23 protein-coding genes are annotated in these 21,896 nt (G+C 59.4%); 4 read left to right on the plus strand and 19 right to left on the minus strand.

Going from position 1 to position 21,896, the window contains the following annotated elements; all coding sequences use genetic code 11:
• Positions 1-2: 2 nt before the first annotated feature.
• Genes J7U39_RS16225 through rfbA form a run of 8 tightly spaced genes read right to left on the minus strand, consistent with a single transcriptional unit; the run spans position 3 to position 7,131 of the window.
• The gene (locus tag J7U39_RS16225; protein WP_210629122.1) at positions 3-848 is read right to left on the minus strand and encodes an NAD(P)-dependent oxidoreductase; all 846 of its coding nucleotides are present in this window, start codon (positions 846-848) and stop codon (positions 3-5) included.
• The gene (locus tag J7U39_RS16230; protein ID WP_210629123.1) at positions 841-1,554 is read right to left on the minus strand and encodes a nucleotidyltransferase family protein; all 714 of its coding nucleotides are present in this window, start codon (positions 1,552-1,554) and stop codon (positions 841-843) included. The genes J7U39_RS16225 and J7U39_RS16230 overlap by 8 nt, the downstream gene beginning before the upstream one ends.
• Positions 1,547-2,527, minus strand: coding sequence for an NAD-dependent 4,6-dehydratase LegB (locus tag J7U39_RS16235; RefSeq protein ID WP_210629124.1), 981 nt, complete (start codon positions 2,525-2,527; stop codon positions 1,547-1,549). The genes J7U39_RS16230 and J7U39_RS16235 overlap by 8 nt, the downstream gene beginning before the upstream one ends.
• Positions 2,524-3,843, minus strand: coding sequence for an ABC transporter ATP-binding protein (locus tag J7U39_RS16240; protein ID WP_210629125.1), 1,320 nt, complete (start codon positions 3,841-3,843; stop codon positions 2,524-2,526). Before J7U39_RS16240 ends, J7U39_RS16235 begins: the two co-directional genes overlap by 4 nt.
• Entirely contained in the window at positions 3,843-4,718 is an 876-nt protein-coding gene (locus J7U39_RS16245) for an ABC transporter permease (protein ID WP_210629126.1), read from the minus strand. Before J7U39_RS16245 ends, J7U39_RS16240 begins: the two co-directional genes overlap by 1 nt.
• Positions 4,715-5,821, minus strand: a complete 1,107-nt coding sequence (locus J7U39_RS16250) for a DegT/DnrJ/EryC1/StrS family aminotransferase (protein ID WP_210631693.1) — start codon at positions 5,819-5,821, stop codon at positions 4,715-4,717. The genes J7U39_RS16245 and J7U39_RS16250 overlap by 4 nt, the downstream gene beginning before the upstream one ends.
• Position 5,822: 1 nt before the next feature.
• The gene (locus tag J7U39_RS16255) at positions 5,823-6,197 is read right to left on the minus strand and encodes an FdtA/QdtA family cupin domain-containing protein (protein WP_210629127.1); all 375 of its coding nucleotides are present in this window, start codon (positions 6,195-6,197) and stop codon (positions 5,823-5,825) included.
• Between the two features lie 22 nt (positions 6,198-6,219).
• Positions 6,220-7,131: a glucose-1-phosphate thymidylyltransferase RfbA gene (gene rfbA, locus J7U39_RS16260; protein ID WP_210629128.1), complete on the minus strand. Its 912-nt coding sequence runs from the start codon at positions 7,129-7,131 to the stop codon at positions 6,220-6,222.
• 255 nt (positions 7,132-7,386) lie between these two features.
• On the opposite strand from rfbA, the gene J7U39_RS16265 reads away from it, so the two are divergent.
• Positions 7,387-8,184, plus strand: a complete 798-nt coding sequence (locus tag J7U39_RS16265; protein ID WP_210629129.1) for a glycosyltransferase family 2 protein — start codon at positions 7,387-7,389, stop codon at positions 8,182-8,184.
• A gap of 27 nt (positions 8,185-8,211) precedes the next feature.
• On the opposite strand, the gene J7U39_RS16270 is transcribed toward J7U39_RS16265, so the two are convergent.
• From J7U39_RS16270 to J7U39_RS16280, 3 genes are read right to left on the minus strand one after another with little or no spacing between them, the layout of a single operon-like run.
• Entirely contained in the window at positions 8,212-9,012 is an 801-nt protein-coding gene (locus J7U39_RS16270; protein ID WP_210629130.1) for an anti-sigma factor, read from the minus strand.
• Positions 9,009-9,611 carry an RNA polymerase sigma factor gene (locus tag J7U39_RS16275; RefSeq protein ID WP_210629131.1) on the minus strand — a complete coding sequence of 201 codons (603 nt, stop codon included), beginning with the start codon at positions 9,609-9,611 and terminating at the stop codon, positions 9,009-9,011. Before J7U39_RS16275 ends, J7U39_RS16270 begins: the two co-directional genes overlap by 4 nt.
• A gap of 44 nt (positions 9,612-9,655) precedes the next feature.
• The gene (locus tag J7U39_RS16280) at positions 9,656-10,192 is read right to left on the minus strand and encodes a tetratricopeptide repeat protein (protein ID WP_210629132.1); all 537 of its coding nucleotides are present in this window, start codon (positions 10,190-10,192) and stop codon (positions 9,656-9,658) included.
• A 168-nt stretch (positions 10,193-10,360) separates the two neighbouring features.
• Here J7U39_RS16280 and J7U39_RS16285 point away from each other — a divergent pair, with 168 nt between their 5' ends.
• The 3 genes from J7U39_RS16285 to J7U39_RS16295 all read left to right on the plus strand — a co-directional run bounded on the left by J7U39_RS16285 (position 10,361) and on the right by J7U39_RS16295 (position 13,234).
• Positions 10,361-11,413, plus strand: coding sequence for a type III polyketide synthase (locus tag J7U39_RS16285; RefSeq protein WP_210629133.1), 1,053 nt, complete (start codon positions 10,361-10,363; stop codon positions 11,411-11,413).
• The gene (locus J7U39_RS16290) at positions 11,414-11,914 is read left to right on the plus strand and encodes an isoprenylcysteine carboxylmethyltransferase family protein (RefSeq protein ID WP_210629134.1); all 501 of its coding nucleotides are present in this window, start codon (positions 11,414-11,416) and stop codon (positions 11,912-11,914) included.
• A 72-nt stretch (positions 11,915-11,986) separates the two neighbouring features.
• Positions 11,987-13,234, plus strand: coding sequence for an FAD-binding oxidoreductase (locus J7U39_RS16295; protein WP_210629135.1), 1,248 nt, complete (start codon positions 11,987-11,989; stop codon positions 13,232-13,234).
• On the opposite strand, the gene J7U39_RS16300 is transcribed toward J7U39_RS16295, so the two are convergent.
• The 8 genes from J7U39_RS16300 to J7U39_RS16335 form a co-directional block, all read right to left on the minus strand.
• Positions 13,224-13,763 carry a gluconokinase gene (locus J7U39_RS16300; RefSeq protein ID WP_210629136.1) on the minus strand — a complete coding sequence of 180 codons (540 nt, stop codon included), beginning with the start codon at positions 13,761-13,763 and terminating at the stop codon, positions 13,224-13,226. The genes J7U39_RS16295 and J7U39_RS16300 overlap by 11 nt on opposite strands.
• A 26-nt stretch (positions 13,764-13,789) precedes the next feature.
• Positions 13,790-14,743, minus strand: coding sequence for a peptide ABC transporter ATP-binding protein (locus tag J7U39_RS16305; protein ID WP_210629137.1), 954 nt, complete (start codon positions 14,741-14,743; stop codon positions 13,790-13,792).
• The gene (locus J7U39_RS16310; RefSeq protein ID WP_210629138.1) at positions 14,740-15,756 is read right to left on the minus strand and encodes an ABC transporter ATP-binding protein; all 1,017 of its coding nucleotides are present in this window, start codon (positions 15,754-15,756) and stop codon (positions 14,740-14,742) included. Before J7U39_RS16310 ends, J7U39_RS16305 begins: the two co-directional genes overlap by 4 nt.
• The gene (locus J7U39_RS16315) at positions 15,756-16,646 is read right to left on the minus strand and encodes an ABC transporter permease subunit (RefSeq protein WP_210629139.1); all 891 of its coding nucleotides are present in this window, start codon (positions 16,644-16,646) and stop codon (positions 15,756-15,758) included. The genes J7U39_RS16310 and J7U39_RS16315 overlap by 1 nt, the downstream gene beginning before the upstream one ends.
• Before the next feature lie 9 nt (positions 16,647-16,655).
• Positions 16,656-17,660, minus strand: coding sequence for an ABC transporter permease subunit (locus J7U39_RS16320; protein ID WP_210629140.1), 1,005 nt, complete (start codon positions 17,658-17,660; stop codon positions 16,656-16,658).
• Positions 17,661-17,747: 87 nt separating this feature from the next.
• On the minus strand, positions 17,748-19,343 hold the full coding sequence (locus tag J7U39_RS16325; RefSeq protein ID WP_210629141.1) for an ABC transporter substrate-binding protein: 1,596 nt from the start codon (positions 19,341-19,343) through the stop codon (positions 17,748-17,750).
• A 332-nt stretch (positions 19,344-19,675) separates the two neighbouring features.
• Positions 19,676-20,158 carry an iron-responsive transcriptional regulator RirA gene (rirA, locus tag J7U39_RS16330; protein WP_210629142.1) on the minus strand — a complete coding sequence of 161 codons (483 nt, stop codon included), beginning with the start codon at positions 20,156-20,158 and terminating at the stop codon, positions 19,676-19,678.
• Between the two features lie 214 nt (positions 20,159-20,372).
• On the minus strand, positions 20,373-21,869 hold the full coding sequence (locus J7U39_RS16335; protein WP_210629143.1) for a CoA-acylating methylmalonate-semialdehyde dehydrogenase: 1,497 nt from the start codon (positions 21,867-21,869) through the stop codon (positions 20,373-20,375).
• Positions 21,870-21,896 lie beyond the last annotated feature (27 nt).

Below are 21,896 nucleotides of genomic sequence, written 5' to 3' on the forward strand. Positions count from 1 at the left end.
TTTTACGACTCCTTCATCATCACGCGGATGCCGGCGGGCAGATCCCACTCCGGCTGCCATCCGAGAACGGCGCGAGCCCGCGTAATATCGGCCCGCACGTCAGGTATTTCATTCCGCCGAACAGCGCAAGACGACACTACTGGTAGATTAGTGCCGGCAGCTTCTTGCAAGATGTCGATGATTTCCTGCACCGAATACGACATTCCGGAGCCGATATTGATGCAGTGGTAACCTTCCGACACGTCCATTGATTTGGCAAAGGCGCTCAGGACATCGTCGACGAAGACATAATCCCGCCGCGGACCGAGGTCCATGACCTGTATTTCCTGTTTCGTTCTTACCTGATTCAGTAGCGTCGGTACCAGAAATTCCGGCCGCTGCCCAACCCCATATATATTGAAAAGGCGCAATACCACCACCGGTATTTGCTCGTATGTAGCAGCGAACTCACAGAGCTGTTCGGCAAGATATTTGGAAAGTGCGTAAGGGTTGTTCGGCTTGACCGGATCGCTTTCATGGATCGGCAGCCGTTCCGGCACCCCATAAACATAGGCGCTTGCGAAGACGAGTTTGGCCTTGTGCCGCTTGCACCAGTTCAAAGCATGCTGTGTACCGAGAACATTGGCGGCGGTGAAACTCGGGCCTTGTGTCCAGCTATCCGGAACGAATGTCCTGCCGGCAAGATGAAACAGCGTGCGCGCTGCCGGAAGCTCCTTCCAAAGGCGCTCTTCGCTAATGTCCCCATGCGTTCGCTCAAGCGCAAGCACATCGATGCCAGCTTGTTCAAGCCGCTCCACCAGACGCTTCCCGAGGAAGCCGCCTGCACCGGTGACGATGGCGTCAACCATTCAAGAACCTGGATTGCATGGTTTCGAACTCTTCGATCGCCAATGCATAATCGTCGGGGCGTCCGATATCGAGCCAATAGCCCGGAAAATCGCGAACCGTGGCCGGCTTGCCTGCCGCCAGTAGATCGAGCATCAACTGGTCAAAGCCGTAAGCGCCGCGTTGCGGTATGTGCTCGACGGCCGCCGAAGACACCATGTAGACGCCCATGCTGACTTTATACTCGGCCGTGGGCTTCTCCCGGAAGCCCGTTAGTCGTCCTGCGGCGTTGGTATCAAGAACGCCGTAGTCTATGCGATGCTGGCGCGTCTTGGACGAGATCGTGAATATATTGCCGTCCCGGACATGGACATCATGAAAATCGGCATAATTGAGGTCCGTCAGGATGTCGCCGTTCATCACTAGAAAATTCTCAGGAAGATCCTTGATCAACCGCAGCGGCCCCATCGTGCCAAGCGGCTCGTCCTCGAGCGAATAGTCGATGCGTACGCCCCACTTGTCGCCATCCTGGAAAAACGCCTTGATCAATTCGGCCTGATGATTGACGGCAAGCGTGATGTGCTGAAATCCGCCTGCTATCAGCTGCCGGATGATGACCTCAAGAATAGGATAATCGCCGATCGGCATCAAAGGCTTTGGAAGGACGACGGTATAGGGCCGCAACCTCGTGCCCATTCCCCCCGCCAGAATGACTGCGCGTCTAGACATTGAAAATATCCGCCTTATACCGCGCCAGATTCTGCGGCTGACGCAGCCATTCGATCGTTGCCTTCAGACCATCCTCCACGCTGTAACGCGGCGAAAATCCCGTCAGAGACTTGATCAGGCTGTTGTCGCAGCACAAGCGTTCCACTTCACTGTTTGCGGGACGCAAACGCTGTTCGTCGCATTCAATCTCGACGCTGACGCCGATGATATCGGCGATGAGCTGAACGGTATCGCCAATCGATATCTCGCTGCCGGAACCGATATTGACGGTCTGGCCGATCGCTTGGTCGCAGGCCGCGAGCGCCAGAAAGCCATCGCAGGTATCCTGGACGAAATTGAAGTCCCGCGTTGGTGAGAGCGCACCAAGCTTCAGGGTCGTCCGTCCGCTCAGAAGCTGTGAAATCACGGTCGGAATAACCGCCCTTGCAGATTGTCTCGGGCCAAAGGTGTTGAAAGGCCGGGCAATCGTCACCGGCAGATCAAAGCTCGAATAATAGCTGTAGGCGATCGCATCCGCACCGATCTTGGAAGCCGAATAGGGCGACTGCGCCTGCAGCGGATGGCTTTCGCTGATCGGCACAAAACGCGCGGTGCCGTAGACTTCGCTGGTCGAGGTCTGGATCACCCTTCCCACCCCAGCGTCGAGGGCTCCTTGAAGGACGTTCAGCGTCCCATGCACATTCGTATCGATGTAGCTTGAGGGTGCTTGATAGGAATAGGGAATCGCAATCAGAGCGGCGAGATGGAAAACCGTATCCACGCCTTTTGCGACGGTGCGCATTTGCGAGGGATCGCGGACGTCTCCGAGGATCACTTCGAACTGGCCGCGGTGTTCGGATTGGTCAAGCCAGCCCCAGCTGGAAAACGAGTTGTACTGGCATAGGGCGCGAACTTCGACGCCCGACCTGACCAGCGTCTCGACAAGGTGAGAGCCGATAAATCCATCCGCCCCAGTGACAAGCACTTTCTTCATTTCAAAACACCCTCAGAATCGCGCTGGAAGAGCTTCTCCACCTCCCAAGGCAACTGGATCGCCGAAATCGACGGCTTGCGTTGCTGACCCAGCATCTGGATAATTCCGACATTGTCCTCCACGTCAAACCGAATACCCTCGGCGACGGAATAGATCGAGAACCGGCTCGATATGCCGAGCCGCAAGTAGAAGGTGCCGGTGTTGAGGAGATATCCGGGAAATCTGACGCGCGCTTTGTAATAGCCGGCTGGCCGGGTATCCAGGCGCCCGACGTCGAGTTCGGGATCGGAAAGGCTGACGAGCGTGGTGTAGCCGTCCTCCATCTTGATCTGCATCCCGACCGAGAGGCCGGAAAGAGGCTCCCTCAATTCGTATTCGACCTCGACCGAGAAGCCGTTCGACAGTTCCACGGTTTCAGAAACCTCGTCCTTCTCGTTCAATACCGCGACGCGGCATATCACCGCTTTTCCGTCGATGTCCTCGGGATTGACCGAGTAACTTGCGGTACCGCCGAATTCCGGGCGATTGAGATAGGCCTTGATCACATCTGCGGTCTCGCCCATCGCAGCAACCTTGCCATCGGCCATCAGAATCGATTTCGGGCAGATGCTGCTGATCGCGGTCATGTTGTGACTGACGAAGATGATCGTTCGACCTGCCTTCGTGACTTCCTGCATGCGTCCCATGCATTTGTTCTGGAAGTTGACGTCGCCGACGGCCAGAACTTCATCAACCAGCAGAATCTCCGGCTCGAGATGCGCCGCGACCGAGAAAGCCAGACGCACATACATTCCAGATGAATACCGCTTCACCGGGGTGTCAATGAACTCGCCGATTTCAGCAAACTCGACGATCTCATCGAATTTGGACCTGACCTCGGCGCGGCTCATGCCAAGGATGGCTCCGTTGAGATAGACGTTCTCGCGACCGGTGAGCTCCGGATGAAATCCGGTGCCGACCTCAAGCAGGCTGGCAATCCTGCCCCGTATACCTATGAAACCCGAATTGGGCATGGTGATACGTGACATGACCTTCAACAGGGTGGATTTGCCGGCGCCATTCCTGCCGATAATCCCGACGATCTCGCCGTTCCCCACCTCGAAGGAGACATCATCCAGCGCTTTAAAGATGTCGCCCTTCACTCGCGACTGCTGACTCTTGTTGGAAGCATAATCGGATACAGAAACATTCGGATCGGGAAGGTTGCGCCACTTTGCCCACCAGCTTTGAAGGTCGCGATAAAGCGTGCCATGGTTGATCACGCCAAGGCGGTATAGCTTGCTGACGTGCTCGGCTCGAATAACGATATCGTTCATCAGACCGTATCCATCGCAGTTGCCTCCGCACGAGCGAAAAGCATCAAGCCGCACGTCGCGATCGCGACAGTCACAGCCAGATTGGCGAGACACAGACTGACCGGCAAAGCGGGAGAATCAAGCAGCGCCCAACGGAAGGTCTGTACCGGGGTCGTCATCGGATTGATATAAAAGAACCAGTGATACCGTTCAGGAATCTGACTAAAGGGATAGACAATCGGCGTGGCATACATCCAGAGCTGCGTCATGAATCCGACGGCATAAACCAAGTCACGAAAACGGACTGTTAGCGCCGAAACCACAAGCCCCGCACCTATACCAAGCACCGCAATATAGAGCAGCAGGAGCGGCGTCATAAATAGGAACCTGTAGCTCAATGCCAGATCGGGGGCGGCGATCTTCATCCCAACCGCAACCGTCAACAGGAGCAGGAACTGGATGGCAAATGCGACAAGCCCGCTCATGGCAACGGATAGCGGCACCACGAGCTTGGGGAAATAAACCTTTCCGAACAGGTTGGCATTTTTCGAGAAGACGTCGGAGTTATTGGCCAGACAGACGGAAAAATAACTCCAGATGATCGTTCCCGACATATAAAACAGGAAAGGTGGCAGGCCATCCGTGGAAAGATTGGCGATTTTTCCGAACACGATATAATACGTCATTGCCGTCAGCGACGGTTGAATAATGTACCAGACCGGCCCCAGAACCGTCTGTTTATAAAATGTCGTGAAATCCCGCATAAAGAACATCCAGACGAGATCGCGATATCGCCAGACGAGTCCGAGATCCGGCGCGCTGCCCTTCGAAGGCTTGATAACGATATCCCAATCTTCCTCGCGGGTGGAGGCCGATCCCTTCAGCTGTTCTGTCATGCCGCCAACTTCAGCTTTTCCGGGAGCGCAGTAAGAAGGCTGCAGACGCGCTCGATCTCATCCTTTCGATGCCCAGCCGAAATAGGCAGGCTCAGCTCGGTGGCATGCAGCTCATCGGCAATGGGATAGTCGCCGGAAAGAATGCCTTGCATTGCCTTCTGCCGATGCGGGGCGATCGGATAATGTATCTCGGTCTTGACGCCGTTATCGAGCAGCCACCGACGCAATTCGTCGCGGGCCGGATGACGTATCGCGAAGATATGAAACACGTCATACTCGGCAGGTCGACGAAGCGGCTGCGCGAGCCATTTGGGCAAATTGGCAAAATAAACATCGGCCAGTGCCCGCTTATGTTCAGTCACCTGGTCGAGGTGACGGAGTTTAACCCGCAGGAATGCCGCCTGCATCTCGTCAAGCCTCGAATTTACACCAATATAGACGTTCTCATATTTTTTCTTCGAGCCGTAGTTGCGCATATGTCTCAGGCGATCGGCAAATTCGTCATCGTTCGTGACGATGGCGCCCGCATCTCCGAGAGCTCCAAGATTCTTGGTCGGATAGAAGCTGAAGCAACCGGCAATTCCGAAGGTGCCGGTCAGCTTGCCGTCAAAGCGCGCGCCGTGAGACTGCGCGCAATCCTCGATCACCTTGAGACCATGCTCGCTTGCAAACGCCGCGATCTCGGTCATCCGGCAGGATTTGCCGAAAAGATGCGTCACGCAGATTGCCTGCGTCTTGTGTGTGAGCGCCGCTGGAAGGCGCTCCGGATCGATATTGAAGGTTTCGCGCTCGGGCTCCACCAGAACGGGTTTGTGGCCCGCGCGAAGAATCGCCAGAACAGTGGCTATATAGGTGTTGGAGGCAACCATGATCTCGCTGCCTTTCGGCAGGTCGAGCGCTTCGATCGACAGGATCAATGCATCCAGACCATTGGCCACGCTGATGCAATGTTTGCTTTCCGCAAAGGCAGCGAATTCAGCTTCGAATGCGGAGACCTCATTGCCAAGTATGTACCATCCGGACCGAATGACACGGGATGCAACCGCCTCCAACTCTTCCATCAGCGGGCGGTTGGCCTGCGCTAGACTTTCATACTCAATCATCTCAGAGCCGTTCATAGGGGGTGTCGATGTAGTCGTCCTTATCATATCCGTGAGAGGCAAAAACCAGCAGGATAGAACCAGGACCGAAGGTCATTTCATGCCAGTCCCTTGGCTCTACCAGCAGGCACTGGTCCGGTGACGACAAGGTGACCTCTTCCCTGGCTTTTCCATCGTCCATCAAAACCATCACGCTCCCCGAAATCGCCACCAAGGCCTGCCGCGTCTTGTGATGACGATGACCGCCGCGTGTGTATCCGTCAGCACCATAGATCCAGAAGCTCCGGACCACCGGAAATGGCAGTATTCCGTCCATGACGGTCAACGCGCCTCGTGAGTCGGACATTGTCTTTAACTTAAGCAGGGTAAAAGCAGACAAGATTGATTTCCAGTTTTGCAGGTCAGCCGGGCGGGAAATGCGGAGTTGGTTCCCTCACCAGGCTGATGAGGTATCGACCGTAAGAGCTCTTTTCAAGTGGAGCTGCCAGCCTCAGCAACTGCTCGGCATCTATGTATTCCAAATGAAAGGCGATTTCTTCGGGGCAGGCAATCTTCAGCCCCTGGCGCCGCTCGATGGTGGCAATGAATTGACTGGCTTCAAGGAGTGAATCGTGCGTGCCCGTATCAAGCCAGGCATGTCCTCTGCCCAAGACGGCAACATTCAGCCTGCCGGCCGCCAAATAATGGCGATTGATATCGGTAATTTCGGTTTCACCGCGTGGCGATGGTTTCAAGGCGGCAGCAATATCAACCACGTCATTGTCGTAGAAATATAAACCGGTTACTGCATAAGAAGAGCGGGGCCTGGATGGCTTTTCCTCCAGGCTGAGGACTTTGCCCTGACCATCAAATTCCACTACCCCATACCGGTCGGGATCGTGGACTTTGTACGCGAAGATCGTCGCTTCGTCCGACCTCGCGGAAGCCGCGGATAAATCATGGGTCAGGAGGTTGCCGTAGAAGATATTGTCTCCCAGCACGAGGGCGGTTGCATCCCGCGCGATGAATTCCCTGCCAATCGAGAATGCCTGGGGAATTCCGTCCGGTGCAGCCTGCACGGCATATTGGAGATTTAATCCCCATTGGGCGCCGTCACCCAGCAACTGTTCAAAACGCGGGGTGTCCTGCGGCGTGGAGATAATCAGGATATCCCGGATGCCTGCAAGCATCAGCGTTGACAGGGGATAGTAGATCATCGGCTTGTCGAAAACCGGAAGAAGCTGCTTCGAAATGGCGAGAGTCGCGGGATGAAGTCGGGTGCCCGAGCCACCGGCGAGCAAGATGCCCTTGCGCAGTTTTTTATTCGAAGACAAGAGACCTCCTGTAAAACCTGGTAAAGCCGCGTGCATTCACGAGCCCGGCGTGGTGACCATCGCTGTTCGACACTGCTCACTACAGATAGATTGATCTGCATGCAATGCACTTACCAAGACGGGAAGTCGACCAATCGCCGGTCAATCGGACATTGATCGAGGATAATCTGCAGGACTGGATTGCGACGCCGCCTCTCCGTCTGCTACGGGTCGGCTAGATTTCGCCCCTAGAATGTGAGCAAGATACTCGTCAAAATGGCTGTAGACACCGCCGATCCACGCCCTCCTCGGATAAGCCTCATCACTGTTTGCTGGAACGCCGAACAGACCATTACCGATACGCTGCGCTCCATCGACACGCAAACCTACCGCGATTTCGATCATATCATCGTCGATGGTGGCTCAACCGATTCCACCCTCGCCATCATCGCTTCGGCGCCGGCGGATAACCGCCGTGTGCTTTCTGAGGTGGACGGAGGTATCTATGAGGCCATGAACAAGGGGATTGGCCTTGCGAGCGGCGACATCATCGGATTCCTGAATGCCGACGACACTTTCGAGAGCAGCGACTCCCTGGAAACCGTGGCGGCAGCGCTGGACGATAAAGCCTATGACGGCTGCTATGGCGATCTCGTCTATGTTTCCAACCGGCACATCGATCGCAAGATCCGTTACTGGAAATCCCGCGCGTTCAAACCCGGTTTCTTCGCGCGCGGCTGGTGCCCGCCGCACCCAACATTCTATGTTCGGCGCAACATCTATGAACGGTTCGGGCGGTTTGACCTGCGTTATCGGCTTGCAGCCGACGTCGAGCTGATGATGCGATTTTTGGAAGTCGCGCGGATCAGAACGATCTATATTCCGCGAGTCTTGGTCAGAATGCGCTTAGGGGGCGCCACGAACAAGAACGTTCAAAATATATCGCGTCAGAACAAGGAGGTGCTGCGCGCCCTTGCCGACCACGGCCTCAAGGTCTCAACATCAATGTTCTGGGCCTTCAAGATCGTGAACCGGCTAGGCCAGTTCCTGATGCGCAATCGATCGCAGGACTGATCAGCTTAAAGCCGCCGGCGTGGCGGGTCACACCGCCACCCTCCGCCGCACTCCATCCGCAATTGCCGTCATCCTGTCCGCCGCCGCATAGCCGATCAGCATAAAGGCGTGCGTCTCGTTCGACCAGTAGACGACATTCATCCCTTTGCGGTTTTCCAGATCCGGCGCCTTCGGCCCCGCATCAGATTTCACGATGCAGAGCGCCATCGGGCCGGTTTCGGGATCGAGATAGGCGATCTGGGCGAGCGCCTTACCGTCATATTGCAGCAGCAGGGCGCTTTTGAAATCGATCCCCGGGAGCGAAACTGCTTCCGGGGAGAGCGACAGGCCGAGCTTCTCGTCAAGACTGGCGAGCTGGGCGGCCTGGTCCTGCCTGCCGGGAACGGGGCCGGCGAGCGTTTCGGCGGTATAGAGCGAGATATAATCGGCGACCACGGCGCGCCATTCGCTGTTTTCGTCCTTTGCGGAAAAGCCCCTGCCGATGCCGATGACGGTGCGGTCGATGGCGATGCCGGCCACAAGCGAGGCGGCGAGCGCGCCGAGGAAGCGACGGCGGACGACCGCAGGCGCGGAGGCGGGTTTTGCGTTCTCATGCGCAGGAATGGCGGCGAGCATCGCCTCCAGTTTTTCCCGCGGGGCTTCCGAGAGGAGCGGAGCGAAAGCCTGCTCGAACGGCAGACTGGCGCGCGCCAGGAATTCCAGCCGTTCGGCGACGCTCTCATCTTCCTTGACGATGGCCTCGATGCGAGCTGCCTCTTCCGCCGTCAGCTCGCCGTCGATGAAGGCGGTCAAGTCCTCGTCGGTGGGAATGGTGTGTTTCATGCTCATGGCCGTCCCCCTGCCGGTCCGGCGCCGGAGAGCCTGGCGCGGGCGGCCGCCAGCCGGCTCATCACGGTCCCGATCGGAATATCCAATATGCCTGCAACTTCGCGATAGGACAGTCCTTCCACATAGGCGAGGAAAACCGCCGTCCGCTGCGCCTCGGGCAACGCATTTACCTGTTTCAAAACCTGCCCCGCCATCACATGCGTTTCAGTATCGTGCGCGCCGTCGAACGTCAGCGCTTCGCCGGCATCGACGAAACCCTGGCCCTGGCGCACCCGGCGCGAGCGGATCTCGTTCAGCCAGATTGAATGCAGGATCGAAAACAGCCAGCGGTCGAGCCGGGTGCCGGGAACGAACTGGCCGGCGCGCTCGAGCGCGCGAAGGCAGGTCGCCTGCACTAGGTCGTCGGCGACATCGCGCTGATGCGAGAGAACGAGACCATAACGCCAGAGCCTGGCCAGGTTTTCCGTCAGACCGCTCCTGATATCCGCTTCGCTCGCGATGGCCGCCTCCGCCGATCCTGCATCCTTGGAACCGCCTGATAAACCGGCGATTCCATTCTCGCGACTATAGGCAGGAAATGGCGCGTCCGCGACCGACATTCGGATATCCTTTTCCGGCTCCATTTCCCGCCAGTGGCCTAATCTCAGATCTTCGACGGGTCGAGGATGACAGCGTTCAGATCCTGATATTCCTCGCAAGCCATGCCGCAGATCGTCTTGATCATGTTCAATTGCTCCTTTGCGAGATCGAGCCGGCCCTTGATGACATAGGCTTCGCCGAGATATTCACGGACCTTGGCGTACTGCGGATCCATCTTCACCGACTGCAGGTAATAGGAGATGCCTTCGTCGGTGCGGCCGAGCTTGCGGGTGGCGTAACCGCGATAGTTCAGCACCTCCGCGCTGTTCTGGTCCCTGACCGTATCGAGCATGGCAAGCGCCTCTTCATAACGGCCGGCCTTGGCCAGCGAATAGGCATAGTCGGTACGGTTCTCGTCCGAGACATTAGCGCTCTGCTGCTTGACGCATTTCTTGGTCTTCTGGTCGTAGATCTCGCCCTTCTTGCAGGTCGGCATCGTGCTGTTGTCATTGCCGACAGCAAAGACCGGGCCGGAGAAGAGCGAAGCGGCAAGGCAGCCGCCAAGAAGGACGGCAGCAATACGGGCTGTCATGATCGTCATGGGAAAACTCCTGGAAAGTGACGTTGCGGGGAGAAAACACCGCTGCCCCGTGGTTTATTCGCCGGCCGCTCCATTTTCTCCATCACGGCTTCGTGAAGCCCCTGAGGCCGAATAAACCGTCCCAACCGGGTGTTCTCAGCGTTGCGCCGGGAAGACAAGGAGAATTCTGTGACCGATACCGTGAAACTCGCCAGCCTCGCCACTGCCACGCCCGAACATATCATTTTCCAAAAGCAGGCGGCCGAATCTTCAGCTCGGCTGTTTGCCGGCCGTTTCGAGGATTTCCGTCATCTTGCCCGCGTCTTCGATACCGCCGGTATTAACAAGCGCCATGCGGCGCGGCCGCTTGCCTGGTTCGACGAGCCGCACGGCTGGCAGGACCGCATGCAGGCCTATGCAGAAGTGGCGGGCGAACTTTTCGTCGAGGCAGCCAGCTTGGCGCTTCGTCGGGCCGGGCTTGAGGCTGGCGATGTCGACTGTGTCGTTACCGTTTCTTCCACCGGCTTTACGACCCCAAGCCTCGATGCGCAGCTTAGCCGCAGGATGGGCTTCAGGGCCGATATCGAGCGTGTTCCGGTCTTCGGGCTCGGCTGCGCCGCCGGCGTCTCCGGCTTTGCGATCGCGTCGCGGCTCGCACGCAACCGGCCGGGCGTCGTTGTGCTTTTCGTCTCAATCGAACTTTGCACGCTGGCCTTCCGGCTGGACGAGCTGACGCGGCCGAATATCATCGCGACGGCGCTTTTCGGCGATGGCGCCGCTGCCTGCGTGCTCTGCACGAGCGGCGGCGGCCTGGCGGAAGTCGAATCGACTGGCGAGCACCTCTTCCCGGACACGCTCGATATCATGGGATGGAAGATCGACGATGGCGGCTTCGGCATCGTGCTGGCGCAATCCTTGCCGCCATTCGCCGAACGAGAGCTCGCCCCGGCCGTCACCGCCATACTGGCGCGAAACGGCCTGAGGCCGGCAGATATCGACCGCTTCATCTGCCATCCCGGCGGCATGAAGGTGCTGGCCGCAATGGAGAGCGCGCTTTCACTGACACCCGGCACGCTCGATCACGAACGCGCCGTGCTTGCCGAATATGGCAACATGTCTTCGCCGACCGTGTTGTTCGTGCTGGAACGGGTAATCCGCGCCGGGCTGCCGGAGCGGGCAGCGATGATCGCCATGGGACCAGGGTTTTCGGCGAGCTGCGTGACGCTGCGGAGGGCGGCATGAATGTGGCCGTCGATCGCGCTCCTGACATTCGTGACGCTGCAGCGGTTGGGCGAACTCGTGCTTGCCCAGCGCAACACTGCCGCCCTGCTCGCCAGAGGCGGCCGGGAGGTCGCCCCGGAGCATTATCGCGTCATGGTGGCGCTGCATGCCGCCTGGATCATGGGGCTTTGGCTGCTGGCGCCGGGCAGGTCGGTTCAACCCTTCTGGTTTTTGGTGTTCCTGGGGCTCCAGGCGCTGCGCCTCTGGGTGCTTACGACCCTGAAAGATCGCTGGACGACGCGCATCATCATCCTGCCCGGCGCGCCGCTCGTGAAGTCGGGACCCTATCGCTTTCTCCGGCATCCGAACTACACGATCGTCGTTTGCGAGATCGCCGTCCTTCCCCTTGCTTTCGGCCTGCCAGTCTATGCGATCGTCTTTTCGTTTTTCAATGCCGCAATCCTGCATGTGCGCATAAAGGCCGAAAATGCCGCGCTGAAAAGCGCAATGATTGTGAAATGAATGCGATTTTCGTTTGCGCGGCGGGATCGGCAGGGGCATTTTCAATCTGGGAACAATGCGGAATGCAGGGGAATGACGAAGAACGCAATCGTGCTCGGCGCTGGTATCGTGGGGGTGTCCACGGCAATCCATCTTCAGCGGCGCGGTCGGCAGGTGACGCTGATCGACCGCAAGGATCCAGGCAGCGAAACCTCCTTCGGCAATGCCGGCCTGATCCAGCGCGAGGGGGTGGCACCTTACGGCTTTCCCCAGCAGCTCGGCCTTCTCCTGCGTTATGCGCTCAACAACCGCATCGATGCGCATTATCATCTCAGTACGCTGCCGAGACAGCTCGCCTTTCTCGCCCGTTACTGGTGGAATTCGAATGCCCGGCGACACGCGGTCATCACCCGGGCCTATGCGCCACTGATCGAAAATTCGATCGCCGAGCACAAGGACCTGATCGAGGCGGCGCAGGCGCAGGCGCTGATCCGCAAGAACGGCTGGGTGAAGATCTTCCGGACGGAGGCCAAGCGCGACGAGGCCCTAGCGGAGGCCGCGCTTTGGCAGAATGAATTCGGAGTGGACTATGACAGCCTGACGTCGGCCGATATCGCACGCATGGAACCCGATATGAGCGTCCGTTTCGCCGGCGGCATCCGCTGGCGCGATCCCTGGTCGGTGCTCGATCCGCATGCGCTGACATCGGCCTATCGCCGCTATTTCGAAAGCCTCGGCGGCCGCTTCGTCACAGGCGACGCCGCCTCGCTCGGCCAGTTCGGCGCCGGCTGGAAGATCATGAGCAGCGAAGGTGCAATGGAAGCGGAGGATGCGGTCCTTGCGCTCGGTCCCTGGGCAGCCGTCGCGACGCGCCGGCTCGGTTATTCCTTTCCCCTCGGCGTCAAGCGCGGCTATCACATGCATTATGCCGCCAAGGGCAATGCCATGCTCATCAACTGGATCCTCGATGCCGAGCGCGGTTATTTGCTGGCGCCGATGAACCGCGGCATCCGCCTGACGACAGGGGCGGAGTTCGCAATGCTCGACGCGCCGAAGACGCCGGTGCAGCTCGACCGGGCCGAAGCCGTGGCGCGTACGATCTTCCCTCTCGGAGGAAGGCTCGATCCCGAACCATGGATGGGCGCGCGCCCCTGCACGCCGGACATGATGCCTGTCATCGGCAAGGCGCCGCGCCATCAGGGCCTGTGGTTCGCCTTCGGCCACGCCCATCATGGACTGACGCTCGGGCCCGTTACCGGCCGCGTGCTGGCGGAACTCATCAGCGGCGAGACGCCATTCATCGATATCTCGGCCTATTCGCCGCAGCGCTTCAAGCCATAACACCGAGGGTGGAGAGACCCCGGAGGGCCGTTGCCGTGATGCCGTCGATCGTATCGTCGATGTCGACGGTGACGACTCCGGGTTCGCCCGTCGGCACCTCGAGTGTCGCCAACTGACTTTCGAGTAGCGAGACCGGCATGAAATGCCCCTTGCGCTCGCCCATGCGCTTCGTCAGCAACGCCTTCGACCCTTCGAGGTAAACGAAGAACAGATTGCTGCCGGCAGCAGCCCTCAGCCTGTCGCGATAGATGCGTTTCAGCGCCGAACAGGAGACAATGATGCCCTCGCCCTTTTCCAGCGAGGCCTGCATCCGTTTGCCGATCAAGTCGAGCCAGGGCATCCGATCCTCATCGGTCAGCGGAATGCCCTTCGACATCTTCTCGACATTGGCGGCCGGATGAAGCGCATCACCTTCGAGGAAGGCCAGATGCAAGGCCTCAGCGAGTTTCTCGCCGACCGAGGACTTGCCGCAACCGCTGACCCCCATGACGATGATCGCATGGGCTCTGTTGATCCGATCGTCCTGCATGTTTCCTCTCAAACGGCGGCTCCCGCTCAGTCGAGCGGGAAATGACAGGCATATTGTTGTGCGCCTTCCCCACTTAATTCGGGAGAAACCTGGCGACAATAGTCCTGCGCCTTCCAGCAGCGCGGATTGAAGTGGCAGCCGGACGGCGGCTTCAGCGGCGACGGCAGTTCGCCCTGCAGGCGGATGCGGTTCTTCTCCCGCTCGGGATCGGCGATCGGGGTCGCCGACAGCAAGGCGGCCGTATAGGGATGGCGCGGACGGGCGAAGACTTCGGCGGCAGGACCGGTTTCGATCGGGCGGCCGAGATACATCACCATCACCTCGTCGGCGATGTGATGGACGACCGAGAGGCCGTGCGAGATGAAGAGATAGGCAAGGCCCATCTCCTTCTGCAGGTCCATAAGCAAGTTCAGCACCTGCGCCTGGATCGAGAGGTCAAGGGCCGAAACCGGTTCGTCGAGCACCAGCACCTTCGGCCGCAGCATCAGCGCGCGGGCAATTGCGATGCGCTGGCGCTGGCCGCCGGAGAACATATGGGGGTAGCGGCCGTGATGTTCCGGGCGCAGCCCGACGCGGGCCATCATCTCCTCCACCTTGCGGCGGCGGGCGCTCGCGTCGAGATCGGTATTGATTTTCAGCGGCTCTTCCAGAATTGCACCAACCTTCTGGCGCGGGTTGAGCGAGCCATAGGGATTCTGGAAGACGATCTGCACCTGGCTGCGCAGGCTGCGGTCGCCGACCCGCGCCGGCTTGCCGTCGATCAGCAACTCGCCGGCTGTCGGATCCTCGATCATCGTGACCAGACGGGCGAGTGTCGACTTGCCGCAGCCGGATTCACCGACGACGGCGAGCGTCTTGCCGGAATGGAGGCTGAAGCTGACGCCGTTCAGCGCCCTGACCGTGGCGTCGGCTTTGAAGAGACCGCGGTTGACGGTGTAGAAACGGGCGAGATCCCTGCCCTCGAGAACAGCGCCCGTCATACCAGGTCTCCTGCAGTTTCAACGCGCATGACACCGGGATGCCCGAGTGGCTTACCGTCCTTCAATGGATAGTTACACAGCGCCCGCCCGAGTTCCGGTCCCTGGCGCACGACGCCGCGATCGCATTCGACCGTGGCATAGCCGCAGCGCGGCGCGAAAAGACAGCCTGTCGGGCGACCGTGCTGGCCGGGAACGACGCCGGCGATCGAGGGGAGACGATGGCCGACCTGGGCGCGTTCCGGCAGAGCCGCAAGCAGGGCTGCCGTATAGGGATGATGCGGATCACGGAAGAGCGCCTTCACCGGCTGTTCCTCGACCTTCTGGCCGGCATATTGCACTTGCACGCGTTCCGCGGTTTCGGCGACGACACCCATGTCATGAGTGATCAGCACCAGCGCCATGCCCTGCTCCTTCTGCAGGCGCACAAGCAGATCGAGGATCTGCGCCTGGATCGTCACGTCGAGCGCCGTCGTCGGCTCGTCGGCGATCAGAAGCTTCGGATTGCAGGCGAGCGCCATGGCGATCATGACGCGCTGGCTCATGCCGCCCGACATCTGGTGCGGGAAGTTCGACAGGCGGTCTTCCGGCGCCGGAATGCCGACGAGGCTCAAGAGTTCGATCGAACGTTCGCGGCGCTCTTTCCGGTTGAGGCCCATATGGACGCGCAGGGTCTCGCCGAGCTGGAAACCGACCGTGAAGCACGGGTTCAGGCTCGACATCGGCTCCTGGAAGATCATCGCCATGTCCTTGCCGACGATCCGGCGGCGCTGACGGGCGGAGATGCCGCGCAGATCCTGACCATCGAACTGCATGCGGTCGGCGGTGATCCTGGCGGTCCAGGGCAGCAGCCCCATCAGGGCCAGCATGGCAACGGATTTGCCCGAGCCGGATTCGCCGACGACCGACAGGATCTCGCCCTTGTCGCAAGTCAGCGACACGCCGTCGACGGCGCGGAAAAGACCGGATGATGTCTGGAATTCGACAGTCAGATTTTCGATTTCGAGGAGCGGCATCACGACCTCTTCAGTTTGGGATCAAGCGCATCGCGCAGGCCGTCGCCCATCAGGTTGATGGCAAGAACGGTGATAAGGATGGCGAGGCCCGGAAATGTCACGACCCACCAGGCGCGCGAGATGAATTCGCGGGACTCGGCGAGCATGGTGCCCCATTCGGGTGTCGGCGGCTGAGCGCCCATGCCGAGAAAGCCGAGGGCGGCGGCATCGAGGATCGCCGCCGAGAAGGCAAGCGTCGCCTGAACGATCAGCGGCCCCAGACAGTTCGGCAGGATCGTCTTGAACATCAAGCGCAGCGTGCCCGCGCCGGCAACACGCGAGGCGATCACATATTCCTTCTCACGTTCTGAAATGACCGAGGCGCGGGTCAACCGCACGAAATGCGGCTGGTTGACCAGCGAAATCGCGATCATCGCGTTGGTGAGACCAGGGCCGAGGACCGCCACCAGAACGAGCGCAAGCAGCAGCGACGGGAAGGCCAAGATGATGTCCATCAAGCGCATGATGGCGGTATCGATCCGGCCGCGGAAGTAGCCGGCGACGAGGCCGATCAGGACACCACATATGACCGACAGTGTGACGACAACGACGCCGATGAAGAGCGAGAACCGCGCGCCGTAGATCAGCCGCGAGAGGATATCGCGGCCGACGGCATCCGTTCCGAGCGGAAAGGAGGCGTGGCCTCCCTCCATCCAGGAAGGCACGGCGAGCAGCACCTCCCGGTTCTGCTCGTTCGGCGCATGTGGCGCAAAGACCGGTGCAAAGATCGCAACGACGAGGATGATGACGAAAACAACGAGGCCGATGACGGCGCCCTTGTTGCGGGAGAAATAGTGCCAGAATTCCGCAAGAGCGGATGGCTGGCCGGTTTTAACGGTGACCGTGCTCATGGACCGCTCCTAGTGACGAATGCGCGGATTGATGAAGCCGTAGAGGACATCAACAATCAGATTGACCATCATGATGACGCCGGCGATCAGCAGAAGGCCGCCCTGCACCACCGCGTAATCGCGCTTGAACACCGAATCGACCATCCATTTGCCGATACCCGGCCAGGAGAAGATCGTCTCGGTGAGGATGGCGCCGGCAAGAAGGACGCCGATCTGCAGGCCGATCGTGGTGATGACGGGGATCATTGCATTGCGCAGCGCGTGCACGCCGACGACGCGCAGCGGCTTCAAACCTTTCGAGCGTGCGGTGCGGACATAGTCCTCACCGAGAACCTCGAGCATGGCCGAGCGCGTCTGGCGGGCGATGACGGCGAGCGGGATGGTCGCCAGCACGATGGTGGGCAAAATGAGGTAGCTGATGGCCGAGGCAAAGGCCCCTTTCTGACCTGACAGCAGGCTGTCGATCAGCATGAAGCCGGTCACCGGCTTGAAGAAATACATCAGCGAGATGCGGCCGGATACCGGCGTCCAGCCGAGATAGCCGGAGAAGAAGATGATGAGCAGCAGACCCCACCAGAAAATCGGCATGGAATAACCGACGAGGGCGACACCCATCACGCTCTGATCGAACCACGTGCCTCGCTTGACGGCGGCAAAGACGCCAGCGGGCACGCCGAGACAGACCGCAAGGATGATGGCGCAGAAGGACAGTTCCAGCGTTGCCGGAAACAATGTCAGGAATTCGCCGAGAACGGGCCGCTTGGTGACGATCGAGGTGCCGAGATCGCCCTGCAGCACTTTTCCGAGATAATCGAAATACTGCATATACATGGGCCGGTCGAAACCGAGATCGTGCATGATCTGGGCGTGCCGCTCCGGCGCCATGACGCGTTCACCCGAGAGCAGCATCACGGGATCTCCGGGCAGCAGGCGGATGAAAGAAAAGGCAATCAGGGAAACGCCGAGGAATGTCGGAATCAGCACCGCAAGGCGGCCGATGAAAAAGCGCAACATGGCAGATGTCCAATAGTTTCCGGCGGTCAGGAGGGTCCTGACCGCCGGCTGTGCCCAGCACTGCCGGGCATTTTTACATTATTCTTGTTATTCGGATACGTCGACGCCGTCGAAACGGTGAATGCCGAGCGGGTCCATCTTGAAGCCCGACACCTTCTTGCTCATCGGAACGAAGACAAGCGAATGGTCGAGGGTCGCCCAGGGGGCTTCCTTCTTGAAGATCAGCTGCGCCTGCTCATAGGCCTTGGTGCGCTCGCCGACATCGGCCGTCAGCTTGGCCTTGGTCATCAGGTCGTCGTATTCCTTGTTGCACCACTGGGCGCGGTTGTTGCCGCCGACGGCATCGCAGCCGAGCAACGTATCCATGAAGTTGTCGGGATCGCCATTGTCACCGGTCCAGCCGAGAATGACGGCGCCGTCACGCTTCACATCGGAGGAGAGCTTCAGGTACTCGGCCCACTCATGCGTGACGATCTCGACCTTGACGCCAATCTTGGCGAAGTCGGCCTGGATCAGTTCGGCAGCGCGGCGTGCGTTCAGCATGTAGGGGCGCGACACCGGCATCGCCCAGACCTTCATGCTGAGATCCTTGACGCCGGCATCTGCCAGAGCCTTCTTGGCGGCGTCCGGATCATACTTCTCGTCCTGAACGGCATCGTTATAGGACCACATGGTCGGCGGGATCGGATTCTTGGCAACGGTTGCCGCGCCCTGGAAGACGGCATCGACGATCGCCTGCTTGTTGATTGCCATGTTGAGCGCGCGGCGAACTTCCGGCTTGTCGAAGGGCGCCATCTGCGTGTTGTAGGCGAGGTAGCTGACGTTGAGGCCGGGCTGCTCCAGAACCGTCAGATTTCCGTCCTTCTTCAGTTCAGGAACGTCGGCGGCATTCGGATAGGGAATCAGGTGGCATTCGCCGGCTTTCAGCTTCTGAGCGCGGACGGCGGCGTCAGAGGTAATGGCAAAAACCAGATCGTCGATCTTTTCCTTGCCCTTGAAATAGCTTTCGTTGGCCTTGTAGCGGATGACGGCATCCGGCTGGTAGGCGACGAAGGTGTAGGGGCCGGTACCGAGCGGCTGCTGGTTCAGCTGTGCCATCTTGCCGTCGGCGGCAAGCTTGTCGGCATATTCCTTGGACATGATGGAAGCGAAGTCCATGGCGAGGTCGGCCAGGAACGGCGCTTCGGGATGGTTGAGCGTGAACTTGACGGTGAGGTCATCGACCTTCTCGACCGACTTGATCAGTTCCGGGAAGCCCATGCCGGCGGCGTATTCGTAAGAACCGCCCTCGACATACTTGTTCCAAGGATTGTCGGACTTCAGCTGGCGCTCGAAGGAGAAGACGACGTCGTCGGCGTTGAAATCGCGCGTCGGCGTGAAGAAGTCGGTGGTCTGGAACTTGACGCCGGGATGAAGTTTGAAGGTGTATTCCTTGCCGTCGTCCGAAACGCTCCAGCTGTCGGCCAAGCCGGGTTCGATCTCGGTGCCGCCATGCTTGAATTCGACGAGGCGGCTGTAGACGGTGCGCGAGGACGCGTCGAAGGTCGTGCCTGCCGTATAGAGGCTCGGGTCGAAGCCTTCCGGCGAACCCTCGGAGCAATAAACAAGGGTCTTGGACCAGGCGGACGTCGCCATGACCGAAATCAAGGCCGTCGCTGCCAGCATGACAGAGATCTTTTTCATAGTATTGTTTCCCGGTTGTTCTTTTTTGATGTCTGGAGACCCGTAGGCATCCCGATCGACGGTCGATGGAACGACATTTATCTACTGAAAGCAACGGCCTACGGAGAAAATTTTTCCAGCTGGACAATTTTAGAAATTTTTGGTCAAAAATCGGCCTCATTCGGAAATATTCGGACAAAAATGTCCGGGATTTCGTCGCATTTTGGACAATTGCGCCTCTCAGCAGCGCATGTTGGACATTTCAGCACCCCTGGGTGCAACCGGATGGCGCAAACAAAAACCGCGATCGCCGAGGCAACCGCGGTTTCATAAGTCAGACCTGTTTCTTGAAATCAGGCGGCGGGGGCAACGGCCGCCGGCTTGCGGTAGTGGTGCTCGCCGGTAATTCCGAGGAGGAAATTGATCTGGGGTCGGGCTTTGACGAGGTCATCGATCGAATATTCCGAGAGCACGCCGAAGAAGGCGTTCAACGCCTTGCGCAGCGCCGAGTTCAGGCCACAGCTGTCGACCAGCGGGCATTCGACCATGCCGTCATCCTCGAAGCATTCGGCCATGGCGAAACTGTCTTCCGTGACCCGGACGACGTCGAAGAGCGTGATCTCGGGTGCCGGCTTGCCCAGGCGCACACCGCCGTTGCGGCCGCGCACGGTTTCGACCAGACCGGCCTTGTTCAGCGGCTGCAGGATCTTGAAAAGAAAGAGTTCGGAAACCCCGTAGGCCTTGGCAATTTCCGGAATCCGGCTCAGCTGCCCTTCGTTGGCAGCACAATACATCAACATGCGAACCGCATAGTTGGTCTGCTTCGTCAACCGCATGCCGATCTCCTGACTCGTGCCTGTTCAGACGTATATAGGCGGTTTGGTAGTTTTGAACAATTCCAAAATATGAAATTCGCATTCAGCTTATGAGGCCATTTGCCGCGAGGCCAATGCTCCACGATCTTCTGGTTATGGTCCAAAATGGCCTGCCAACGCCCAAATGAACGGGGGCCAAAAGGCCCCCGAATTGCAGATCGATCTGTCGCACAGATTACTTCATCGTCGGCATGACGAATTCGGCGCCGCTCTTGATGCCGGACGGCCAGCGGGCGGTGACGGTCTTGGTCTTCGTCCAGAACTTGATCGAATCCGTGCCGTGCTGGTTGAGGTCGCCGAAGCTCGATGCCTTCCAGCCGCCGAAGGAGTGATAGGCGAGCGGAACCGGGATCGGAACGTTGATGCCGATCATGCCGATATTGATGCGCGAGGCGAAATCGCGGGCGGCGTCGCCGTCGCGGGTATAGATCGCGACGCCGTTGCCGTATTCGTGCTTCATCGGCAGCGACAGCGCTTCCTCGTAGTTCTGGGCGCGAACGACGGAGAGGACGGGTCCGAAGATCTCGGTCTTGTAGATGTCCATCTCAGGCGTGACGTGATCGAACAGGCAGCCGCCGACGAAATAGCCGTCTTCATAACCCTGGAGCTTGAAGTCGCGGCCATCGACCACGAGCTTGGCGCCTTCCTCGACGCCACGGTCGATGAGGCCGCGAACGCGGTTATAGGCTTCCTTGGTGACGAGCGGGCCCATGTCGGCCTTGTCGTCGGTATAGGGGCCGATGCGCAGCGACTCGATCTTCGGCGTCAGCTTCTCGACGAGGCGGTTGGCGGTCTCTTCGCCGACCGGAACGGCAACCGAGATCGCCATGCAGCGCTCACCGGCCGAACCGTAGCCCGCGCCCATCAGCGCGTTGACGGCCTGGTCCATATCGGCATCCGGCATGATGATCATGTGGTTCTTGGCGCCGCCGAAGCACTGGGCGCGTTTGCCGTTCATCGCCGCCGTGCCGTAGACGTAGCGGGCGATTGGCGTGGAGCCGACGAAGGAAACGGCGCCGATATCCGGATCGGTGAGGACGGCGTCGACGGCGCCCTTGTCGCCGTTGACGACATTGAGGATGCCCGCCGGAAGACCGGCCTCGATCATCAGTTCGGCAAGACGGATCGGCAGGGAGGGATCACGCTCGGAAGGCTTCAGGATGAAGGCATTGCCGCAGGCGATCGCCGGCGCGAACATCCACATCGGGATCATGCCGGGGAAATTGAAAGGAGTGATGCCGGCGCCGATGCCGACCGGCTGGCGGATCGAATACATGTCGATCGCCGGACCCGCGCCCTCGGTGAACTCACCCTTGGCGAGATGCGGGATGCCGCAGACGAATTCGCAGACTTCGAGGCCGCGAATGACGTCGCCCTTGGCGTCTTCGATCGTTTTGCCGTGTTCCTTCGAAATCAATTCGGCAAGTTCGTCCATATGCTTGTTCAGGAGCTCGACGAACTTGAAGAAGACGCGAGCGCGGCGCTGCGGGTTGGTGGCAGCCCATTTCGGCTGCGCGGCCTTGGCGTTCTCGACGGCGGCGCGAAGCTCCTCGACACTGGCGAGGGCGACGGTCGCCTGCACTTCGCCGGTCGCCGGATTGTAGACGTTGCTGACCCGGCCGCTGGTGCCGGCGACCTGCTTGCCGCCGATGAAATGTCCGATCTCACGCATGAATGTTCCTCCTGTTTGGATGGCCTA

Origin of the sequence: Rhizobium sp. NLR16a, assembly GCF_017948245.1 — a bacterium.
GTDB lineage: Bacteria > Pseudomonadota > Alphaproteobacteria > Rhizobiales > Rhizobiaceae > Rhizobium.